Origin of the sequence: Chromobacterium sp. ATCC 53434 (assembly GCF_002848345.1) — a bacterium.
GTDB lineage: Bacteria > Pseudomonadota > Gammaproteobacteria > Burkholderiales > Chromobacteriaceae > Chromobacterium.
In genome coordinates this window covers 3,057,276-3,072,948 of record NZ_CP025429.1, presented here as the reverse complement: position 1 = coordinate 3,072,948, position 15,673 = coordinate 3,057,276, and the positions used below count along the sequence as shown (strand labels likewise).

The 15,673-nt window shown below is 69.1% G+C and carries 14 protein-coding genes; 4 read left to right on the top strand and 10 right to left on the bottom strand.

The annotated features are described in order from the left end of the window. Nucleotides 1-59: 59 nt before the first annotated feature. The 5 genes from CXB49_RS13785 to CXB49_RS13770 form a co-directional block, all read right to left on the bottom strand. On the bottom strand, nt 60-2,141 hold the full coding sequence (locus CXB49_RS13785) for a methyl-accepting chemotaxis protein (protein ID WP_101708939.1): 2,082 nt from the start codon (nt 2,139-2,141) through the stop codon (nt 60-62). A gap of 157 nt (nt 2,142-2,298) precedes the next feature. After that, entirely contained in the window at nt 2,299-4,059 is a 1,761-nt protein-coding gene (locus CXB49_RS13780) for a HAMP domain-containing sensor histidine kinase (RefSeq protein ID WP_158300859.1), read from the bottom strand. Next, a complete protein-coding gene (locus tag CXB49_RS23595) occupies nt 4,056-4,592 on the bottom strand; it encodes a molybdopterin-dependent oxidoreductase (protein WP_158300858.1) in 537 nt (178 codons plus the stop codon). Before CXB49_RS23595 ends, CXB49_RS13780 begins: the two co-directional genes overlap by 4 nt. A 161-nt stretch (nt 4,593-4,753) precedes the next feature. Further along, entirely contained in the window at nt 4,754-5,269 is a 516-nt protein-coding gene (locus tag CXB49_RS13775) for a cupin domain-containing protein (RefSeq protein ID WP_158300857.1), read from the bottom strand. 88 nt (nt 5,270-5,357) lie between these two features. Then, the gene (locus CXB49_RS13770; RefSeq protein ID WP_101708936.1) at nt 5,358-6,284 is read right to left on the bottom strand and encodes a glyoxylate/hydroxypyruvate reductase A; all 927 of its coding nucleotides are present in this window, start codon (nt 6,282-6,284) and stop codon (nt 5,358-5,360) included. A 269-nt stretch (nt 6,285-6,553) separates the two neighbouring features. Here CXB49_RS13770 and CXB49_RS13765 point away from each other — a divergent pair, with 269 nt between their 5' ends. Together CXB49_RS13765 and CXB49_RS13760 are read left to right on the top strand one after the other, a co-directional pair. Beyond that, a complete protein-coding gene (locus tag CXB49_RS13765; RefSeq protein WP_158300856.1) occupies nt 6,554-7,777 on the top strand; it encodes a hypothetical protein in 1,224 nt (407 codons plus the stop codon). Next, complete coding sequence (locus tag CXB49_RS13760) at nt 7,758-8,621, top strand: EamA family transporter (protein WP_158300855.1); 864 nt, start codon at nt 7,758-7,760, stop codon at nt 8,619-8,621. The genes CXB49_RS13765 and CXB49_RS13760 overlap by 20 nt, the downstream gene beginning before the upstream one ends. Here the strand turns inward: CXB49_RS13760 and CXB49_RS13755 are convergent. Next, entirely contained in the window at nt 8,618-9,388 is a 771-nt protein-coding gene (locus tag CXB49_RS13755) for an HAD family hydrolase (protein ID WP_101708933.1), read from the bottom strand. The genes CXB49_RS13760 and CXB49_RS13755 overlap by 4 nt on opposite strands. 164 nt (nt 9,389-9,552) lie before the next feature. Here CXB49_RS13755 and CXB49_RS13750 point away from each other — a divergent pair, with 164 nt between their 5' ends. Next, nucleotides 9,553-11,151, top strand: a complete 1,599-nt coding sequence (locus tag CXB49_RS13750; RefSeq protein ID WP_101708932.1) for a hypothetical protein — start codon at nt 9,553-9,555, stop codon at nt 11,149-11,151. Between the two features lie 13 nt (nt 11,152-11,164). Here the strand turns inward: CXB49_RS13750 and CXB49_RS13745 are convergent, their stop codons facing one another. Further along, nucleotides 11,165-12,511: an HD-GYP domain-containing protein gene (locus CXB49_RS13745; RefSeq protein ID WP_101708931.1), complete on the bottom strand. Its 1,347-nt coding sequence runs from the start codon at nt 12,509-12,511 to the stop codon at nt 11,165-11,167. 170 nt (nt 12,512-12,681) lie between these two features. Between CXB49_RS13745 and CXB49_RS13740 the strand changes: the two genes are divergently transcribed. Then, nucleotides 12,682-13,197: a GNAT family N-acetyltransferase gene (locus tag CXB49_RS13740; RefSeq protein ID WP_101708930.1), complete on the top strand. Its 516-nt coding sequence runs from the start codon at nt 12,682-12,684 to the stop codon at nt 13,195-13,197. Between the two features lie 12 nt (nt 13,198-13,209). Here the strand turns inward: CXB49_RS13740 and CXB49_RS13735 are convergent, their stop codons facing one another. The 3 genes from CXB49_RS13735 to CXB49_RS13725 all read right to left on the bottom strand — a co-directional run bounded on the left by CXB49_RS13735 (nt 13,210) and on the right by CXB49_RS13725 (nt 15,611). Then, the gene (locus CXB49_RS13735) at nt 13,210-13,656 is read right to left on the bottom strand and encodes a GNAT family N-acetyltransferase (RefSeq protein WP_101708929.1); all 447 of its coding nucleotides are present in this window, start codon (nt 13,654-13,656) and stop codon (nt 13,210-13,212) included. A gap of 69 nt (nt 13,657-13,725) precedes the next feature. After that, on the bottom strand, nt 13,726-14,112 hold the full coding sequence (locus tag CXB49_RS13730) for a hypothetical protein (protein WP_101708928.1): 387 nt from the start codon (nt 14,110-14,112) through the stop codon (nt 13,726-13,728). Between the two features lie 26 nt (nt 14,113-14,138). Next, nucleotides 14,139-15,611 carry a YdiU family protein gene (locus CXB49_RS13725; protein ID WP_101708927.1) on the bottom strand — a complete coding sequence of 491 codons (1,473 nt, stop codon included), beginning with the start codon at nt 15,609-15,611 and terminating at the stop codon, nt 14,139-14,141. Nucleotides 15,612-15,673 lie beyond the last annotated feature (62 nt).

The window sequence follows — 15,673 nt, the reverse complement described above, 5'->3', positions numbered from 1 at the left end:
GAGCGTCAATAGAAAAGGCCCGGCGGGGCCGGGCCTGGAGGAGAGGACGCCGAAGACGCCTACAGCTTGAAGTGGCCGACCAGCCGCTCCAGCTCGCCGGCCAGTTCGCGCAGCCGGCCCACCGATTCGCTGACCTCGCGCACCGTCTGGTCGTTGCCCTGCGCCATGCCGCTGATGCGCTCGACGTTCTGCGCGATCTCCTGGCTGGCGCTGGACTGCTCGCGGGTGGCGGCGGCGATGTCGACGATGCTGGTCGCCAGCTGGCGGTTGTAGTCCTGCACCTCGCGCATCGCCTGGTTGGCCTCGGCGGCGATGCCGACGCTCAGATCGACCTGGGCGCTGCTGTCGCGGACGTCGCGGACCGCCATGTCGGTTTCGCTGCCTATCGCCTCTACGATGCGGGTGATCTGCACCGTCGCCTCGGCGGTGCGGCCGGCCAGATTGCGCACCTCGTCGGCCACCACGGCGAAGCCGCGGCCCAGCTCGCCGGCGCGCGCCGCCTCTATCGCCGCGTTCAGCGCCAACAGATTGGTCTGGTCGGCGATGTCCTTGATCACCCCGACGATGGTGGTCACCTCGGCGGAGCGCTCGCCCAGTCCGTTCATCCGCTCGGCCAGCGCGTGCATGCTGTCGGTCATCCGCTGGATTTCGGCGGTGACGCGGTCCACCTTGGCCACGCTCTGCTCGGTCATCGAGCCGGTATCGCGGGCGATGGCGCCGGCCTGCTGGGCGGTGTCGGCGATGTGCTGCGCGCCGACGGTAACCTGCTGCACGCTGGCGGCGCTGGCGGTGGCGGCGTCGGACTGCTGGGCCGAGGCGTCGCGGACCCGGTCGGCCGAGTGGCTGAGCCGGGCCGCCGCTTCCGATACCTGACGGCTCTGGTCGCGGACATTGACGAACATGTCGCGCAGGCTGTCCAGCAAGCGGTTGAAGGCGTGGGCGGTGCGGCCTATCTCGTCGCGGTTGGCGATGGCGATGCGCACCGTCAGGTCGCCGCCGCCGCCGGCCAACTGCTCCATCGTGTCGGCCAGCCGGTTCAGCGGCCGGGTCAGCGCCCGGGTCACCGCCGCCAGCAGCAGCAGGATCAGCGCCAGCGCCACGACGCCGATGGCGATGGCGCTGAACATCTCATGGCGGGCGTCGGCGGTCAGCGCGTCGGTGGGCACGCTGACGCCCAGCGCCCAGAACTGCCCGGTCTCGCCGATGCGGATGGGGTGGAAGAAGTGGGTGAAGCCGCCGTCCTCATAGACGAAGTCCTCGCCTTTCTTGACGTCGGCCAGGTGGGCGGACAGCGCGTCCTCCTTGGCCACCGGCTTGCCCAGCTGTTCTGCCTTGGGACTGACCACGTAGAGCCCGCCCTCGGAGACGATGCGGATGAAGCCCGAACCGCCCGGCTGGATCTGGCCGAAGCGCTTCTGCAACTGGTCCAGCGCGACGTCGGTGGCGGACACGCCCAGCATCTTGCCGGCGCCGTCCTTCATCACCACCGCCAGCGAGCTCTCCAGCACCTTCTGTCCCTGCACCTCGTACGGATACGGTTCGGTGATGGTGTCGCGGCCGCGCTGCTTGGGCACGTAGTAGAAATCGCCCCAGCCCGGCTTTTCGTAGTCGGGCTGGTAGCTTTGCAAATGGTCCTTGTACTTCGGAAATTCCTTGATGCGGTCGGCCGACATCATCACGTCCATCTGCGCCTTGCCCTGCGCGTTGCGGGTGATGTAGGGCTGATAGCGGCCGGTGGGGTCGTGGCGCGGCCAGTCCAGGCGGAAGGCGTTGTCGTCGCCGTCGAAGGCGTCGGGCTCCCACAGCATCCACAGTCCTATCGACTGCGGAGAATGGTCCAGCAACTGCTGGATGATGTTGTCGGTCTGCTTGCGGTCGGGCCGACCGCCGCGGCGCGCGCCCTCGACCACGTCGGCCAGGTGGCGCGGCAGCAAAAAGCCCTGCGACAGCGTGCTCTCGGCGTCCTTGGCGTAGCTGTTCGCCTGTTCCGACGCCAGCTGGTAGCCGGTGTCCCGCGCCGAGTTGTAGTTGAGGCGGGCGATCAGGGCGATCATGACGGCGAAGGCGACGGTGATGGCGATGGCGGCCACCACGATGATGCGGGTACTCAGGCGTCCCCATTTCGGTTGCGAGTGATTCATGACAATCCCTGCGGGCTGCGGTTGTTCGGGTATGGCGCCAATTGGACTAGGTAAAACCACTTATCCGATTAGAATATACCGTTATCTTGATTTTGCCCGCAATGCCCGTGTCGGGCCGATGGGCTTGCGCCGCCGCAAAAAGGCTTGAAGCCGGCGCTCAGGCCGCGCGGTGGCGTCGGCCGGCCACAGGCAGGCTGCGCTCCAGCAGCCGTTGCAGCTGGTCGAAGCTGAACGGTTTTTCCAGCTTGCCGGCCAGCAGGGTCTGGCGCGGATCGTTGAACTCGTGCTTGAACGCCGTCATGCCTATCACCGGCGTCTTGCGGTTGGCGTCGGCGCGGCTGGCCGCCTCGGCCACCTCGTAACCGCTGGCGTTGCCGAGCTGCAGGTCCAGCAGCAGCAGATCGTAGTTCTCGGCGTGCACCTTCGCGATCGCCGCCGGCACCGTCGCCAGCGTTTCCACCCGGTAGCCCTTGGCTTCCAGCAAGGCGCGGTACGATTCGCGGATGTGCTCGTCGTCGTCCAGCAGCAGGATGCGGCCGGGCGCTTGTCCGGCCTCGTCCCGCTCGTGGGCGGAGGCCTGCTGCGCCGGCAGCCGCAGGCTGAAGCGGCTGCCGACGCCTTCCTCGCTTTCCACCTGGATATAGCCGCCGAACAGCGTCACCAGTTCGTGGACGATGGCCAGGCCCAGGCCGCTGCTGCCGGGGCGCCGGGTCTTGCCGCGCGCGAACGGGCGGAACAGCTGGGCCTTGATCTCGTCGGAGAGGCCGACGCCGGTGTCGCTGACCTCGATGGCCAGCAGCCGGTCGCGGTAGCCCAGCGTCAGCGTGATGCCGCCGGCGTCGGTATAGCGTATCGCGTTGGACAGCAGGTTCCAGACGATCTGCCGCAGGCGGTGGCCGTCCAGCCACAGCACCGGCAGCTCCGGGCAGTCCATCGTCAGCGTCAGGCCCTTGGCCTCGGCGTTGCCGCGGTGGGCCAGCTCTATCGTCTGGATCAGCGCGTTGACGTCGGTGGCGCCGGGGTCCAGCGCCAGCTGGTGGTTCTTCAGCGCCGAAATGTCCATGATGTCGCGCACCTGTTCCAGCAGATGCTCGGTGCTGAGCTTCAGCCGCGCCAGATAGTCGGAGCCGGGGGAGTCCGCCGGCACGCTGTACTCCAGCAGCTCGACGCAGGTCTGTATGCTTTGCAGCGGCGAACGGATTTCGTGGCTGATGGTGGCGAGGAAGGTGTCGCGCGCCAGCTCGCTCTGCACCAGCGCGGCGCGGGCGGCCTGCTCGCGCTCCAGTATCTGCCGCTGTTGCGTGGCCTGGCGCCTGACCTCGCCGAAGCGGTGCAGCACGAACCAGAAGATGCACAGGAAGGCCAGCCAGCACATCAGGCCCAGCAGATACATGGTCTGATGCTTTTCCACCATCCGCATCTGCTGCACCACATCGCTGTTTTCGCGCTGGCGCGCCTTGACGCCGAAGTCGGCCAGCAGCGGGCGCAGCGCGGCGATGTCGCGCGAGGCCTGCTGCGCGTCCTGCTGGCTCCAGGCGCGCGGCGGCGCCTCGAAGAAGCCGGTCAGCGCGGTCCGCAGCGCGGCGAAGCCGTCGATTTGCGCCAGCGTCGCGTTGGCGTACGACGGCCGCGAATACATCCGGTAACGGCTGACCGCTATCGCGTAGCTCTTGTCCACCTCCCGGCGCGGAATCTGGCCGGCGCGGTAGCGCCAGGCGTCCAGCTCCACCCGGTTCAGCGCCAACTGGGTCTGCGCGACCATCCAATAGAGATCGGACGCCTTGTCCGGAATCGGGCGTTTGATCACCGCCGCGTACAGGGTCCAGGAAATCAGCAGCGTGGCCACCAGCGACAGCGCCAGGAAGGCGCGCTCGGGCGCGCCCAGATTGCGCGGGGCCAGGCGGCCGGACCAGCTCATCTGACCTCCATCCTGGTGACCTGCCAGATCAGCTTGGACGGGAAGGTGCCGCCGGTTTCGGCGGCCGACATCCGCGGCAGCGGATACATCACCCAGAACGGACCGTAGTCTTCCAGCCGCAGCGAGCGGCCGTTCCAGCCGCTGGCCAGTATGGCGTCGTAGCGGGAAAAGTCGGACAGCGGAATCGTGATGTTGTAGTCGTCCTCGCCGTAGAACTTCACCTGGCTGCCGTGGGCGCCGACCAGCGTCAGCAGGTCGCGCAGCAAGGGGCCGCGGAAGGTGCCCAGCGGCGTCCAGTCGGTCGCGGTGACGATGTCGCGCTGAGGCAGGCGGTCCAGCGAGGCCCGGTCCAGCACGTAGACCTTGCGCGCCGCGTCGGTGAAGCGGGAGATGCGGCCGCTGATTGTCAGCGTCGCCGGCTGGTCGGCGGCTTGCGGCAGCGCCTGCGCGGCCGACAGCGGTAACAGCAGCAAGGGCAGCCAGCGCCAGCAGCGGCGATCGGCGGCGGCGGAGAGGCGGCGAAGAGAGTCCATGGAGCGGGTCGGGACGGTTGGGTGTGGGTGGACGTCCGGCGCCTGGTGGCCCGGACGGGTTGGCTGCCATATTATGTCAGCGATGTTTTGGCCGGCAAGCCGGCGGCGCCGGCTGAGGGCCGGCTCTGTTCAAAAGGTCAGGGGGCTTGGCCCGGCGCGGCTCAGGACGAGGCCTGCCGCCGCAGCAGCTCGAAGATCCTGGGCGGATCCGATTCGCCATCCATATACGGGGCCTCGCGCAGATAGCCGACCTGGTGCAGGCTGCGCACCATCACCTTGCCGCTGTCCGGGTAGCGGCACACTTCATTGGGATTGTTCGGACCCGCGGCGAGATAGACCAGTTCTTCGTCGAAGGGATTGGCCAGCTGATGGGCGATGCCGGTGCCGGCCGGACAGGACAGGCAGTCGCCGGGGCCGACTTCGCAGATGTCGTCGCCGTAGCGGAACACGCCGCGGCCGGACAGGATGTAGAAAATCTCGTCCTCCAGCGCGTGGCTGTGGAAGGGACAGCCGGAGTGCCCCGGCGGCAGGCGGCTCAGATTCATGCCCAGCCGGCCTTTCTGCTGTTCCATCACCGGGGTCAGCGGCTTGTAGCTGCCGCCCCAGTGCTCTCCGTCGCGGTAGACGGTTTCCTTCACCGCGTCGGCGTTGACCACATTCGGCGGTCTGTCGTTCATTGCGCTCTCCGGATGATCGGCGGACGCGGCCGTCCGCGCCGCCATGTCGACAGCATACTCCGGTCGCGCGCGGTCGTGGTCCGTCGTTTCAATATCCCTGGGCGCGCTCGACGCGGCCCTCGGCCTCGCCGCCTTCGGCCAGTCGGCGCAGGCCGGCGGCGATCTGTTCCACCGCCTGCTGCCGCAGCGTGATGGCGGCGATGTGCGGCGTGACGGCCACCGCCGGGTGGCGCCATAGCGGATGGCTGGCCGGCAGCGGCTCCTCGGCGAACACGTCCAGTTGCGCGCAGCGGATGTGGCCGTTGCCCAGCAGCGCCAGCAGCGCGTCCTGGTCGAGAAGATCGCCGCGGCCGGCGTTGATCAGCATGGCGCCCGGCCGCATCAGCGACAGCTTCTCGCCGTTCAAGAGGCCACGGGTCTGCGGCGTCGACGGCAGCACGCAGGCCACCACGTCGCTGGTTTCCAGCAGTTTGTCCAGGCCGGATTCGCCATGCAGGCTGTGCACGTGGTGCAGGTGCTTGGGGCTGCGGCTCCAGCCGCTGACGCGGTAGCCGTCGTGGACCAGCGCCCTGGCAGCGGCCGCGCCTATCTCGCCCAGGCCCAGTATGCCGACGCTGACGTCGGCCGGCAGCCGCGGCGCCAGCATCCGCCACTGGCCGGCCGCCTGCTGGCGGCGGTAGATGTCCATATTGCGCTGATAGCCGAGCACGCCGTAGCGGATGTATTCGGTCATCTGGGCGGCCATGCCGCCGTCCAGCAGCCGATAGACCGGCAGGCCCGGCGGCAGGTCGGGACGGGACAGCAGCTTGTCGACGCCGGCGCCGAGCGCGAACAACGATTCCAGCCGCGGCAGGCGGGCCAACAGGCCGTCCGGCAGACCCCAGGCGACCAGATGGCGGACATCGGCCAGCTCGGCTTGCTCCAGACTGGTGAAGTGCCGCTCCGGCAGCGCGGCGCGGAATAGTTCGAGATAGGCCGAGACTTCCTTGGGATTCGGGGTGTGTACGAGGATCATGGCGGCGGTCGCTGTTTGGACTTATGCCTTCAGTATACATCGGGGGGCGCGCGCTTAGACGCCCGCAGAAAGACTTTAACGTCGGCGCTAAGGACAAACCGCATCCCGTTGTCAGCGGTGGCGAACGTCTCTATACCCTAAGCCACTTCGCGATTTCTGGTTTCGCGCGGCCGGGCGTCTTCGTGCGCGGCGCCCGGCGGCGACGCGGGCGTTCGCCATCAAGGATCGCGCGCGGCTTTTGGCCATCGCGGCCGAAGAGAGGTGGAATCATGCGAGACGATATGGCGGGGCTGCCGACCGGCGGCAACTTGCGCGAGCGCTTGAGCCGGGCCGGCATCCGGCCCGGAGGCTGGTTGCTGGCCAGCGATGTCGAGGGGCCGCTGTTCCTCGGGGACTTCATCGCCGAGGCGCTGTCGACCTGCCTGAAACCGGCGACCGGCGCGACGGACGCCGTGCCGTCCTACGGCCAGATACTGTACGGCGAAGGCTACGCCGCCTTCCGCGCCGATACCCGGCCGCTGATGCGGCCCGACGGCGGAGCGGCGTCGCCGCCGCCGGCGGGGGGCTATACGCTGGCGCAGGAGGGCAGCGATACCATCTTCGCCCTGCCTTTGCTGCTGGCGGCCGGCGCCGACTACCGCTATCTGGAGCAGTTGGCCTTGCGCTCGGCGGAGACGCCCGGCGCGGCTGCCATGGCGGAGCAGCTGGCCGCGATGGGCTGGCAGCTGGCCGGCATCACCACCGCGCCGCAGCAGCCGTACCGGGCCCGGGTTCTGGCCTGCGGCTGGCTGGAGGCGGGCAGGGTGCTGGGCTCTCCGTTTCCGCTGGCCGAGGCCGAGGCGATGCTGCGCCGGCACGGGCGATGGGAGGCCGAAACCGATCTGGTGCGGACCTATCTGGACGATGCCTGCCTGCTGATAGACCGGCACTCGGAGCTGTGGCTGGATGGCGGGATGCGGCGGCGGCACTTTTCCGATGCCGGCAGAAAGCTGTTGCGGCGGCGTTTTCAGCGCTTCTACCGGGAGGAGCTGGGCATTTCCTATTCCCGCGGCGAGCGGGCGGGCCGTGTCGCCGCCACCATGCTGGGCCGCATCGTCGAGGCCTGCGCCATGGTGGGGGACCGGGCCAAGGCCGCGCTGGCGCTGGGTCTGGCGCGCCGCGCCGGCGGCCTGGACAGGCTGGTGACGATGGGCGACGGCGCCAACGACGCGGCGATGCTGCGCCGCGCGCCTTGGTCGATAGGCGTCAACGGGCCCGATGCGGCGCGCGCGGCGGCCATCGGCCTGGTCAGCGACGACATGCGCCATGTGCCGGTGTTGCTGCGGCTGATCGAGCGGAACGGCCGCGACATCGACGCGGTGATCGGCCGGGCGCAGGCGGAGCTGCGCGGCGCGGCCCTGGTTCATCGCGGCGGAGACGGCATGTCGGAGGAGTGGGCCGAGGCGCACCGGCGGATGAAGCGGAAGCTGCGCGGTGAGTTCGTCACCTATTGACGCCGACGGCCGGCGGCGCGGCGCCGGCGGGACGCTTGCCGGGGCCGGGCTGGCGCTGTCGTCGATGTGCTGCGTCCAGTTCGGCGCGTCGCTGTCGATGCCGGTCGCGCAGAGCATCGGCGTGTTTCGGGCCACCGCCTTGCGACTGGCCTTCGCCGCGCTGATCCTGCTGCTGTGGCGGCGGCCTTCGCTGCTGCCGGCCTTGAGGCGGGAGCCGGCGCTGGTGCTGCTGGGCCTCGCGATGGCCGGCATGTTGCTGGGATTCTTCGCGGCCCTGCGCACGTTGCCGCAGGGTTTGACGGTGGCCGTCAATCTGCTCGGGCCGCTGCTGCTGGCCTGGCGGGAGGATGGGCGGCGCTGGCGGTGGCCGCTGCTGGCGCTGATCGGCATCCTGGCGCTGTCCCGCCACGGGGAGCGCTGGGTCGCCGATGCGGCCGGCCTGGCCTGGGCGGCGCTGTCGGCCGCGTGCTGGGCCGCGTACATCGTCTTGCTCAGGCGGGCGGGGCGGACAGGCGGGGGAGGCGACGGCGTGGCCCTGGCCTTGCCGGTGGCCGCGCTGGCGGCGGCCCCCTGGGTCTGGCTGGATGGAGGCGCGTGGCCGCAACCGACGGCGCTGCTGCGCTTGGCCGGGCTGTCGCTGCTGATGCCGGCCCTGCCTTATCTGCTGGAGCTCGAGGCCTTGAGGAGGATGCCGGCTTTTTCCTTCAGCGTCCTGATGAGCCTGGAGCCGGCCATCGCGGTGCTGGCCGGCGCCTGGCTGCTGGGCCAGACGCCGACCCCGCTGCAGTTGGCCGGGATGTCGCTGGCGACGGCGGCCTGCCTGGGGGCGCTGCGCGACGGCTAGCCGGCGGCAAAGCGCCGGCCCAGCCGGTCCAGCGCCGCGATCAGCGTCTGTTCGGTGCCGTCGTCGCGTTCTATGCGCTCGGTCGCGTGCGGCAGCAACTGCGGGTGGCCGCCGATCAGCACCGAGTGGCCGGCGGCGGCGAACATCGACAAGTCATTGCTGTCGTTGCCGAAGCAGACCAGCTCCGCGGCGGCGATGCCGTGGCGGGACAGCGCGCTCATCTTGTCGACGCCGGCGGCGGTGATGTCGACGATCTGCTGGTCGGAATGGTGATGGATGTTGATGTCGGCGCGGCGGTCCAGGTCCTGCTGCAGCGCCTCGCCGTCGGCGCACTCGGTGACCAGCATCTTGACCGGCTGGCGGATCTCGTCGCGGCCGACGTGGCGGGCGCGGCGCTGCGGGTCCACCAGCTGCATGAACGGATGCGCCGGGTCGCCGCTGTAATGGTAGTGCCAGTCCAAATCCACCAGGCAGGAGGCGCGGTGGCGTTCGGCCAGCTCGAACAGCTGCGCCAGCGTGTCGTCCGGCAGCGGAACGATGTCGGCCAGCGCGCCCCGGTGCCAGATCATCGCGCCGTTGGAGCCGACGAACAGGCGGTCGTGGAAGCGCTCGTCCAGCAGGTGCAGTATGTCGCGGTAGGGGCGGGCGGAGGCGAAGCCTATCTGATGGCCGTGGTCTTCCAGCTGGGACAGCGCGTCCTGTATGGCCGGGCTGATGCTGTGGCCGTTGAAGCAGATCGTGCCGTCGATATCGAAGATGAAGTGCATGTGCGTAGTATGGACGAAAGCGTGATGGGCGGAAGGGAGAGGCGCAAGATTGCCTGATGCGGCGGCTTTGCCGGATTGTTAATCACATTTTTGGAATATTTTGACTAAATATTTCATGACATGAGCCGATATCGAGCAGGTGGATAGTATACAGGGAGCACAGTATGGCCGTGAACGACGGATTCTCCATCGCCTACCGGCCGCAAGCGGCATGGCAGCCGGCGGCCGCGACGGTCCGGGTGGCGGCGCCCGCGCCGGCCGGTCCCAGCGGCGCGGCGCCGTTGCTGGACAACAAGGGGAGGGAGGTGGGCTCTCCCGAGTCGCGTTACGGCATGAGCATGCAAACGCTGCAGCTGCTGAAGCAGTACGATGTGCGCAATATGTCGGGCAAGGATCTGGCCGTGCTCAGCGACCTGATGCAGGCGCGGGGCGAAATGGACGGCGATGTCTCCGCCGGGATACGCGGCGACATCGAGGCCAAGGGCTGGAAAACCGCCGGCGACAGCAATGCGCTGGAAATCTTCGCCAAGCGCCGCGACCAGGCGATGGCCGAGATCAAGGCTGGCGAGGTCACGATGAAGTCCTATGATTTCATCCTGCAAGGCAATGCGCGGGTGCAGGAGATGCTGAACCGCCTGGCCGGCCTGCACGACGCGCTGCAGGAGGACGACAGCGTGCAGGCGGCCGCCGATGGCGGCATGAGCCAGGCGGCCGACGTCAAGCGCTTCAACGACTGGTCGCGGCAGCAAGGCCAGCGGCAGCCGGACGGGCCGGCGCCGTCGTTCGATCAGGACACGGTGGACGCGGTGATGAATACGCTGCAGCGGCTGGGCGTCGGCCTGCCGCCGGAATCGGACCAGGCCGGCGGCGCGGACCGCATGGCGCAGGCCTGGAAAAGCTATCAGGCCTGGCAGGCGCAGCATCCCGGCGAGCAGGCGAAGATAGACTTGCAGGCGCCGCGGGAAAAGCCGGCGACGCCGCCGGGCGATCCGCAGGCGAGCGCCGCGCCGGCCGCGCGGACGGAGGCGCCGGCGAGCCCGCGACGGCAGGCCGACGCGCTGAACCAGCGTTTCCAGCTGGAGGCGCAGTACGGCATGAGCCTGCCGATGCTGCAAGTGCTGAAGGGCGTCGATGTCGCCAATGCCTCGATGGACCAGCTGAAGCAATTGGGCAAGCTGCTGCAGGCCAATGGCGCGCTGTCGCAGGACGATGCCGATTCCTTGCTGCCCTTGACCGAGCGCGGCATGGTGGACCCGATGAACTACTACCGCCGCGATCTGGAGTCGCTGGCCGACGCGCAGCGGCACGGCCTGAAGCCGCAGTACCGGACGCCGCTGGGCATGGCCGATCTGGCGAATGTCGCCGGGCGTACCCGCAACGACAAGCAGGCCCAGGCGGTGCTGGACCGGCTGGCCGGCCTGCACCAGGCCTTGCAGGACGACGACGGCGTCAGCGCGGTGGCCGGAAACGGCTTGCAGCAGGCCGGCGACCTGGCGGCCTTCAACGCCTGGGCCCAGGTCGAGCAGAAGGGCGCGCGCAACAGCGACGACGCGCAACCGGGCTTCCGCGGCCGGCAGGACGTGGACGGGATTTTCCGCACCTTGCAGCGCATGGGGGTGGAGTTGACGCCGGTGGACGGGGACGCCAGGGTCAGCCAGCGGCTGGACCAGGCCTGGAAGGACTACCAGGCCTGGCGCGGCAGCCATCCGGGCGCGCAGCCGGCGCTGCAACTGGCGCCCGCGCGCATCAACGACTTCGCCTGAAGCCGGGCGGGCGTCATTCCGCGGCGCTCTCGACATCCAGCACATGTTCCAGCGCCGCGAAACAGGCCGGGTCTATCGCCCATCCCAGGCTGCGGCGCATCAGTTCCAGCGTCTGCGAGACCGGGGTCGGCGGATGATAGGGGCGTTCGGCGTGGATGGCGTCGAAAATGTCGGCGGTGGTGATGATGCGGGTTTCCATCGTGATGGACTCGGCCGACAGGCCGCGCGGATAGCCCTGGCCGTCCAGCCGCTCGTGGTGGGCGCCGGCGACGCAGGCCAGCTCGGCGAATGACGAGATCCGGCCCAGGATCGCCTCGGTGTAGCTGGCGTGCAGCTTCACCGCCTCCCACTCGCGGGCGTTCAGCGGGCCGGGTTTGTCCAGTATGGTGTTGCTGACGCCCAGCTTGCCGACGTCGTGCAACAGCGCGGCGCGGCGCAGCCAGCGGCGGCGCGCCGGATCGACGCCCATCCGCATGGCGATGCGGTCGGTGTAGTAGCCGACGCGCTGGCTGTGGCCGGCGGTGAACGGGCTCTTGGAGTCGACGACCAGGCCGAAGCCCTCGGCGATCTGATCCATGTAATCCTCGTCCAGCGGCACCGCGCACTGGGCCGGCTCCAGCGCCAGCACCGCCTGCTCGACGTCGTCGGCCTCCAGCTGCCGCCAGAAAGCCTCGTCGTCGGCCGCGTCCAGAAAGGCCTGCGTCAGCGCCGGATCGAACCAGCAGCCGGCGCGCAGGCGCGCCTGCTCGCGCGCGGCGTGCCGGTCGTGGGTGGCGTGAAACACGTCCGCCACCTGGGCCAGGAGCGCGATGCGGGCGTTCAGCGGAATGGCGTCGCCGCTGAGGCCCAGCGGCCGGCCCGAACCGTCCCAGTGCTCGTCCAGGCTCTGGATGCCGCAGGCGACGTTTTCATTGAAGCGCAGTTGGCGGGCGATGTCGGCGCCGCGGTGGCAACGGGTGTGGATCAACTCGTCTGCGATTTCCTTGCCGTTGCGCAGCACGTTCAGGATGGACTCGGCGCGCCGTCGCCAGCCCCCGGCATGGGTGCCGGTGCTGGAAAACACGAAACCCAGCACCTGCGGCAGGCCCGGGCCCACCAGCTTGAAATCCTGCTTGAAGCGGCGGTCGTCGGCCAGATACAGCTCGCTGATGCGGGCGGCGTTGCTGCTGCAGCCGAGATCCTTCAGCAGGATGGTGTAGTAAAGATCCCACAGCGCCTGCGCTTCCAGCCCGATGGCGCGGCCGATGCGCATGCCTATCCAGCAGCTGCGCACGCAATGTCCCTCCGGCTGGCCCTCGGTGATGTCCAGCGCGTAGCTGAGCGCGCTGATCAGCTGCGACAGTTGCAGGGTGGCGGCCATTAGCGCTCCGAGACGGCTAGGACGATGGTCGTGACTTGGGTGGAATATCTTGTCTTTATGCGCCGACGGCGGTGCTTTTGCAATCTCCGTCCGGCCAGCTGGACGTCGCGGCCCGGGGTTTCCACAATAAATGGACTGCCTTTGCCTGCGGGCCGATAGGGGAGAGCGACGTGAGCGCAACGATACGTTTCGACAGCCTGGGCCCGGACGACTTCGCCGCCGTGGCCGAACTGGCCGGCGCGATCTGGCACCGGCACTTCATCGACATGATCTCGCGCGAGCAGATCGCCTACATGCTGGCCGGCCGCTACACGTCGGAAAAGCTGGGCCGCTATCTGGGCGCGCCGGATCGCTGGTTCCGGCTGCTGCGGGTGGACGGCGGGCTGTGCGGCTATTGCAGCTATGCGCTGAGCCCGCAGCCCGGCGAGATGAAGCTGGAGCAGCTGTATCTATTGGAGGCGCGGCGGGGCCAGGGCCTGGGCGGCCGGATGATGGCCGAAGTGGAGGCCGCCGCCCGCGCCGGCGGCTGCGACACGCTGATGCTGACCGTCAACCGCTACAACGCCGGCGCCATCGCCGTGTATGAGAAGCGCGGCTTCTCCGTGCGGGAGGAAGTGGTGGCCGACATCGGCAACGGCTTCGTGATGGATGACTATGTGATGGAAAAGCGGCTGGACCCGGCTTGAGGGCGGTGGAACTCAGTTGGCTGCCTGATGCCGCATAAAGATCCTCTCCGGCGTTTCATCGACGACCAGGAAGCCGTGCCCGGCGTAGAAGGCCTGGGCCGGCCCGTTCGCCCGCAGCACGCGCAAATGGACGGGCTTGCCGGCGGCCTGGCCCTGCGCGATGACGGCGAGCAGCAGCCGCGAACCCAGGCCCTGCCCGCAGAATGCCGGCAATAGATAGAGCTTGAGCAATTGCAGGTGGCCGGGGTGTTCCTCTACGCTGATCACGCCGGCGGCCTGGCCGTCGACCAGCACGATGCTGTGCAGGTCCGGCCTGAAGTCGGCTCGGTGGCCCTGGCGTTGACGGACTTCATCCCAGCCCCAGGTCCGTTCGACGTATTCGCGCATCGCGGTCGAAAAAATCCGAAAGGCCAGCGGCTCGTCGTCCTTATCGGCTCGGCGTAGCGTGAACGACGGCATGCTTGTTCCCCGAATGCTGGTGTCCGGCGGCCGCAAGCGCCGCGGCCGGGATGGAAAGGGCGGGGCGCTTCAGTCGCCGGAATAGAGCTCGGACGGCCCCTGCTTGGCGCGTCCCCAGATTTCCTCGTCGCTGAGCGCGGTCTCGATGAATTCTATCGGCACGCCGCCTTCCTCTATGATGGCGACGCGGTAGTCCGGCAGCGGTTCATACGGTCCCAGCAGCACCGTCCTGCCTTCGATGGCGCGGGCCAGGTCGGGCACCTTGAACGCCGGATGCGGCAGCGTCTGGATCAGCGGATGCAGCGGACAGCCGGGCTCGAAGCGGTGCCACTGGATGCGGAAATCCCCGCTGTCGGCGTCGGCGGTGTACATCCGGTACTTGGCGCTGTAGCGCTCGTTGGGCTTGGGCTCCGTGGTGGGGATGCCCATGTGATGGAACTGGTAGTCTGAATTCATATGCGTCCTTCCTGCGCGGCGACGGTTCAGGTCCCGCAAAACGTCCTGTATCCCTCGGCCACTTCCGGCGCCGCCGGCTGCGCGTAGCGCGCCAGATCGTCGCGCTCGTCGAACGGCCGGCGCAGCGCGTCCAGCAGCGCCAGCGTCGGCGCCATGTCGCCGCGTTCGGCGGCGGCCTGCAGCGCCTCTTCCACCAGGTGGTTGCGCGGGATGTAGAGCGGGCTGGCGCGGCGCATCGCCGCGGCGATGTCGGCCGGGCGACGGGTGCGGGGCGCCAGCCTGGCCAGCCATGGCTTCAGCCACGCCTCCAGCTCCTGCGGCGCCGGGAACAGCGCGGCCAGCGGCTCGCGCCGGCCTTCGGCGGCGTCGGCCAGATGGCGCCAGGCCAGCGTGTGGTCCACCCCCTGGGCCGCCAGCAGCGTCAGCCAGTCCTTGGCCAGCGCCTCGTCCCCGTTCTGGGCGTCGTTCAGGCCCAGCTTGACGCGGGCCTGGGCCAGCCAGTGCTCGTGGTAGTGTTCGGCGAAGCCCTCGATGACGGCGGTGGCGGCCGGCACAGCCGAGGCCGGCTCGTCCGGCGCGATCAGCGGCAGCAGCGTTTCGGCGAGGCGGGCCAGATTCCACTGGGCGATGGCCGGTTGGTTGCCGTAGGCGTAGCGGCCCTGGTGGTCGATGGAGCTGAACACGGTGTCCGGATGGTGGGCGTCCATGAAGGCGCAGGGGCCGTAGTCTATCGTTTCGCCGGACAGCGCCATATTGTCGGTGTTCATCACGCCGTGGATGAAGCCGGCGTGCATCCAGCGGGCGATCAGCGCCGCCTGGCGTTCCGACACGGCCTCCAGCAGCGCCAGATGGCGGTCGTCGCGGCCGGCCAGTTCCGGGTAGTGGCGGGCGATGGTGTAGTCGGCCAGCTTTTGCAGCATCTCGGCCTCGCCGCGGATGGCGAAGTACTGGAAGGTGCCGACGCGCAGATGGCTGGCGGCGACGCGGGTCAGCACCGCGCCGCGCTGCGGCCGCTCGCGGTAGACCGGCTCGCCGGTGGCCACCACCGCCAGCGCGCGGGTGGTCGGGATGCCCAGCGCCTGCATCGCCTCGCCTATGATCAGCTCGCGCAGCATCGGGCCGACGGCCGCCTTGCCGTCGCCGCGGCGCGAGAACGGCGTCGGGCCGCTGCCCTTGAAGGCGATGTCGCGGCGGGCGCCGTCGCGGTCCGTCACCTCGCCCAGCAGCAGCGCGCGGCCGTCGCCCAGCGACGGCGACAGGCCGCCGAACTGGTGGCCGGCATAGGCCTGGGCGATGGGCTGCGCGCCGGCGGGCAGCTCGGCGCCGGAGAACAGCCGCGCCAGTTCGGCCTCGCCGGTCTGGCTGGCGTCCAGGCCCAGCTTGTCGGCCAGTTCGGCGTTCCAGTACAGCAGTTCCGGCGCCGGCGGCGTGTCGGCCTGGGTGGCTTCCCAGGCGCCGGGCAGTTCGCGGGCGTAGCTATGGTCGAAGGCGATGCGCATGATGACGGGTCTCGTTCTTGGCGGTTGCGGTTGTCGCTGGCTGTATTGTGTGCCTTGGCCGG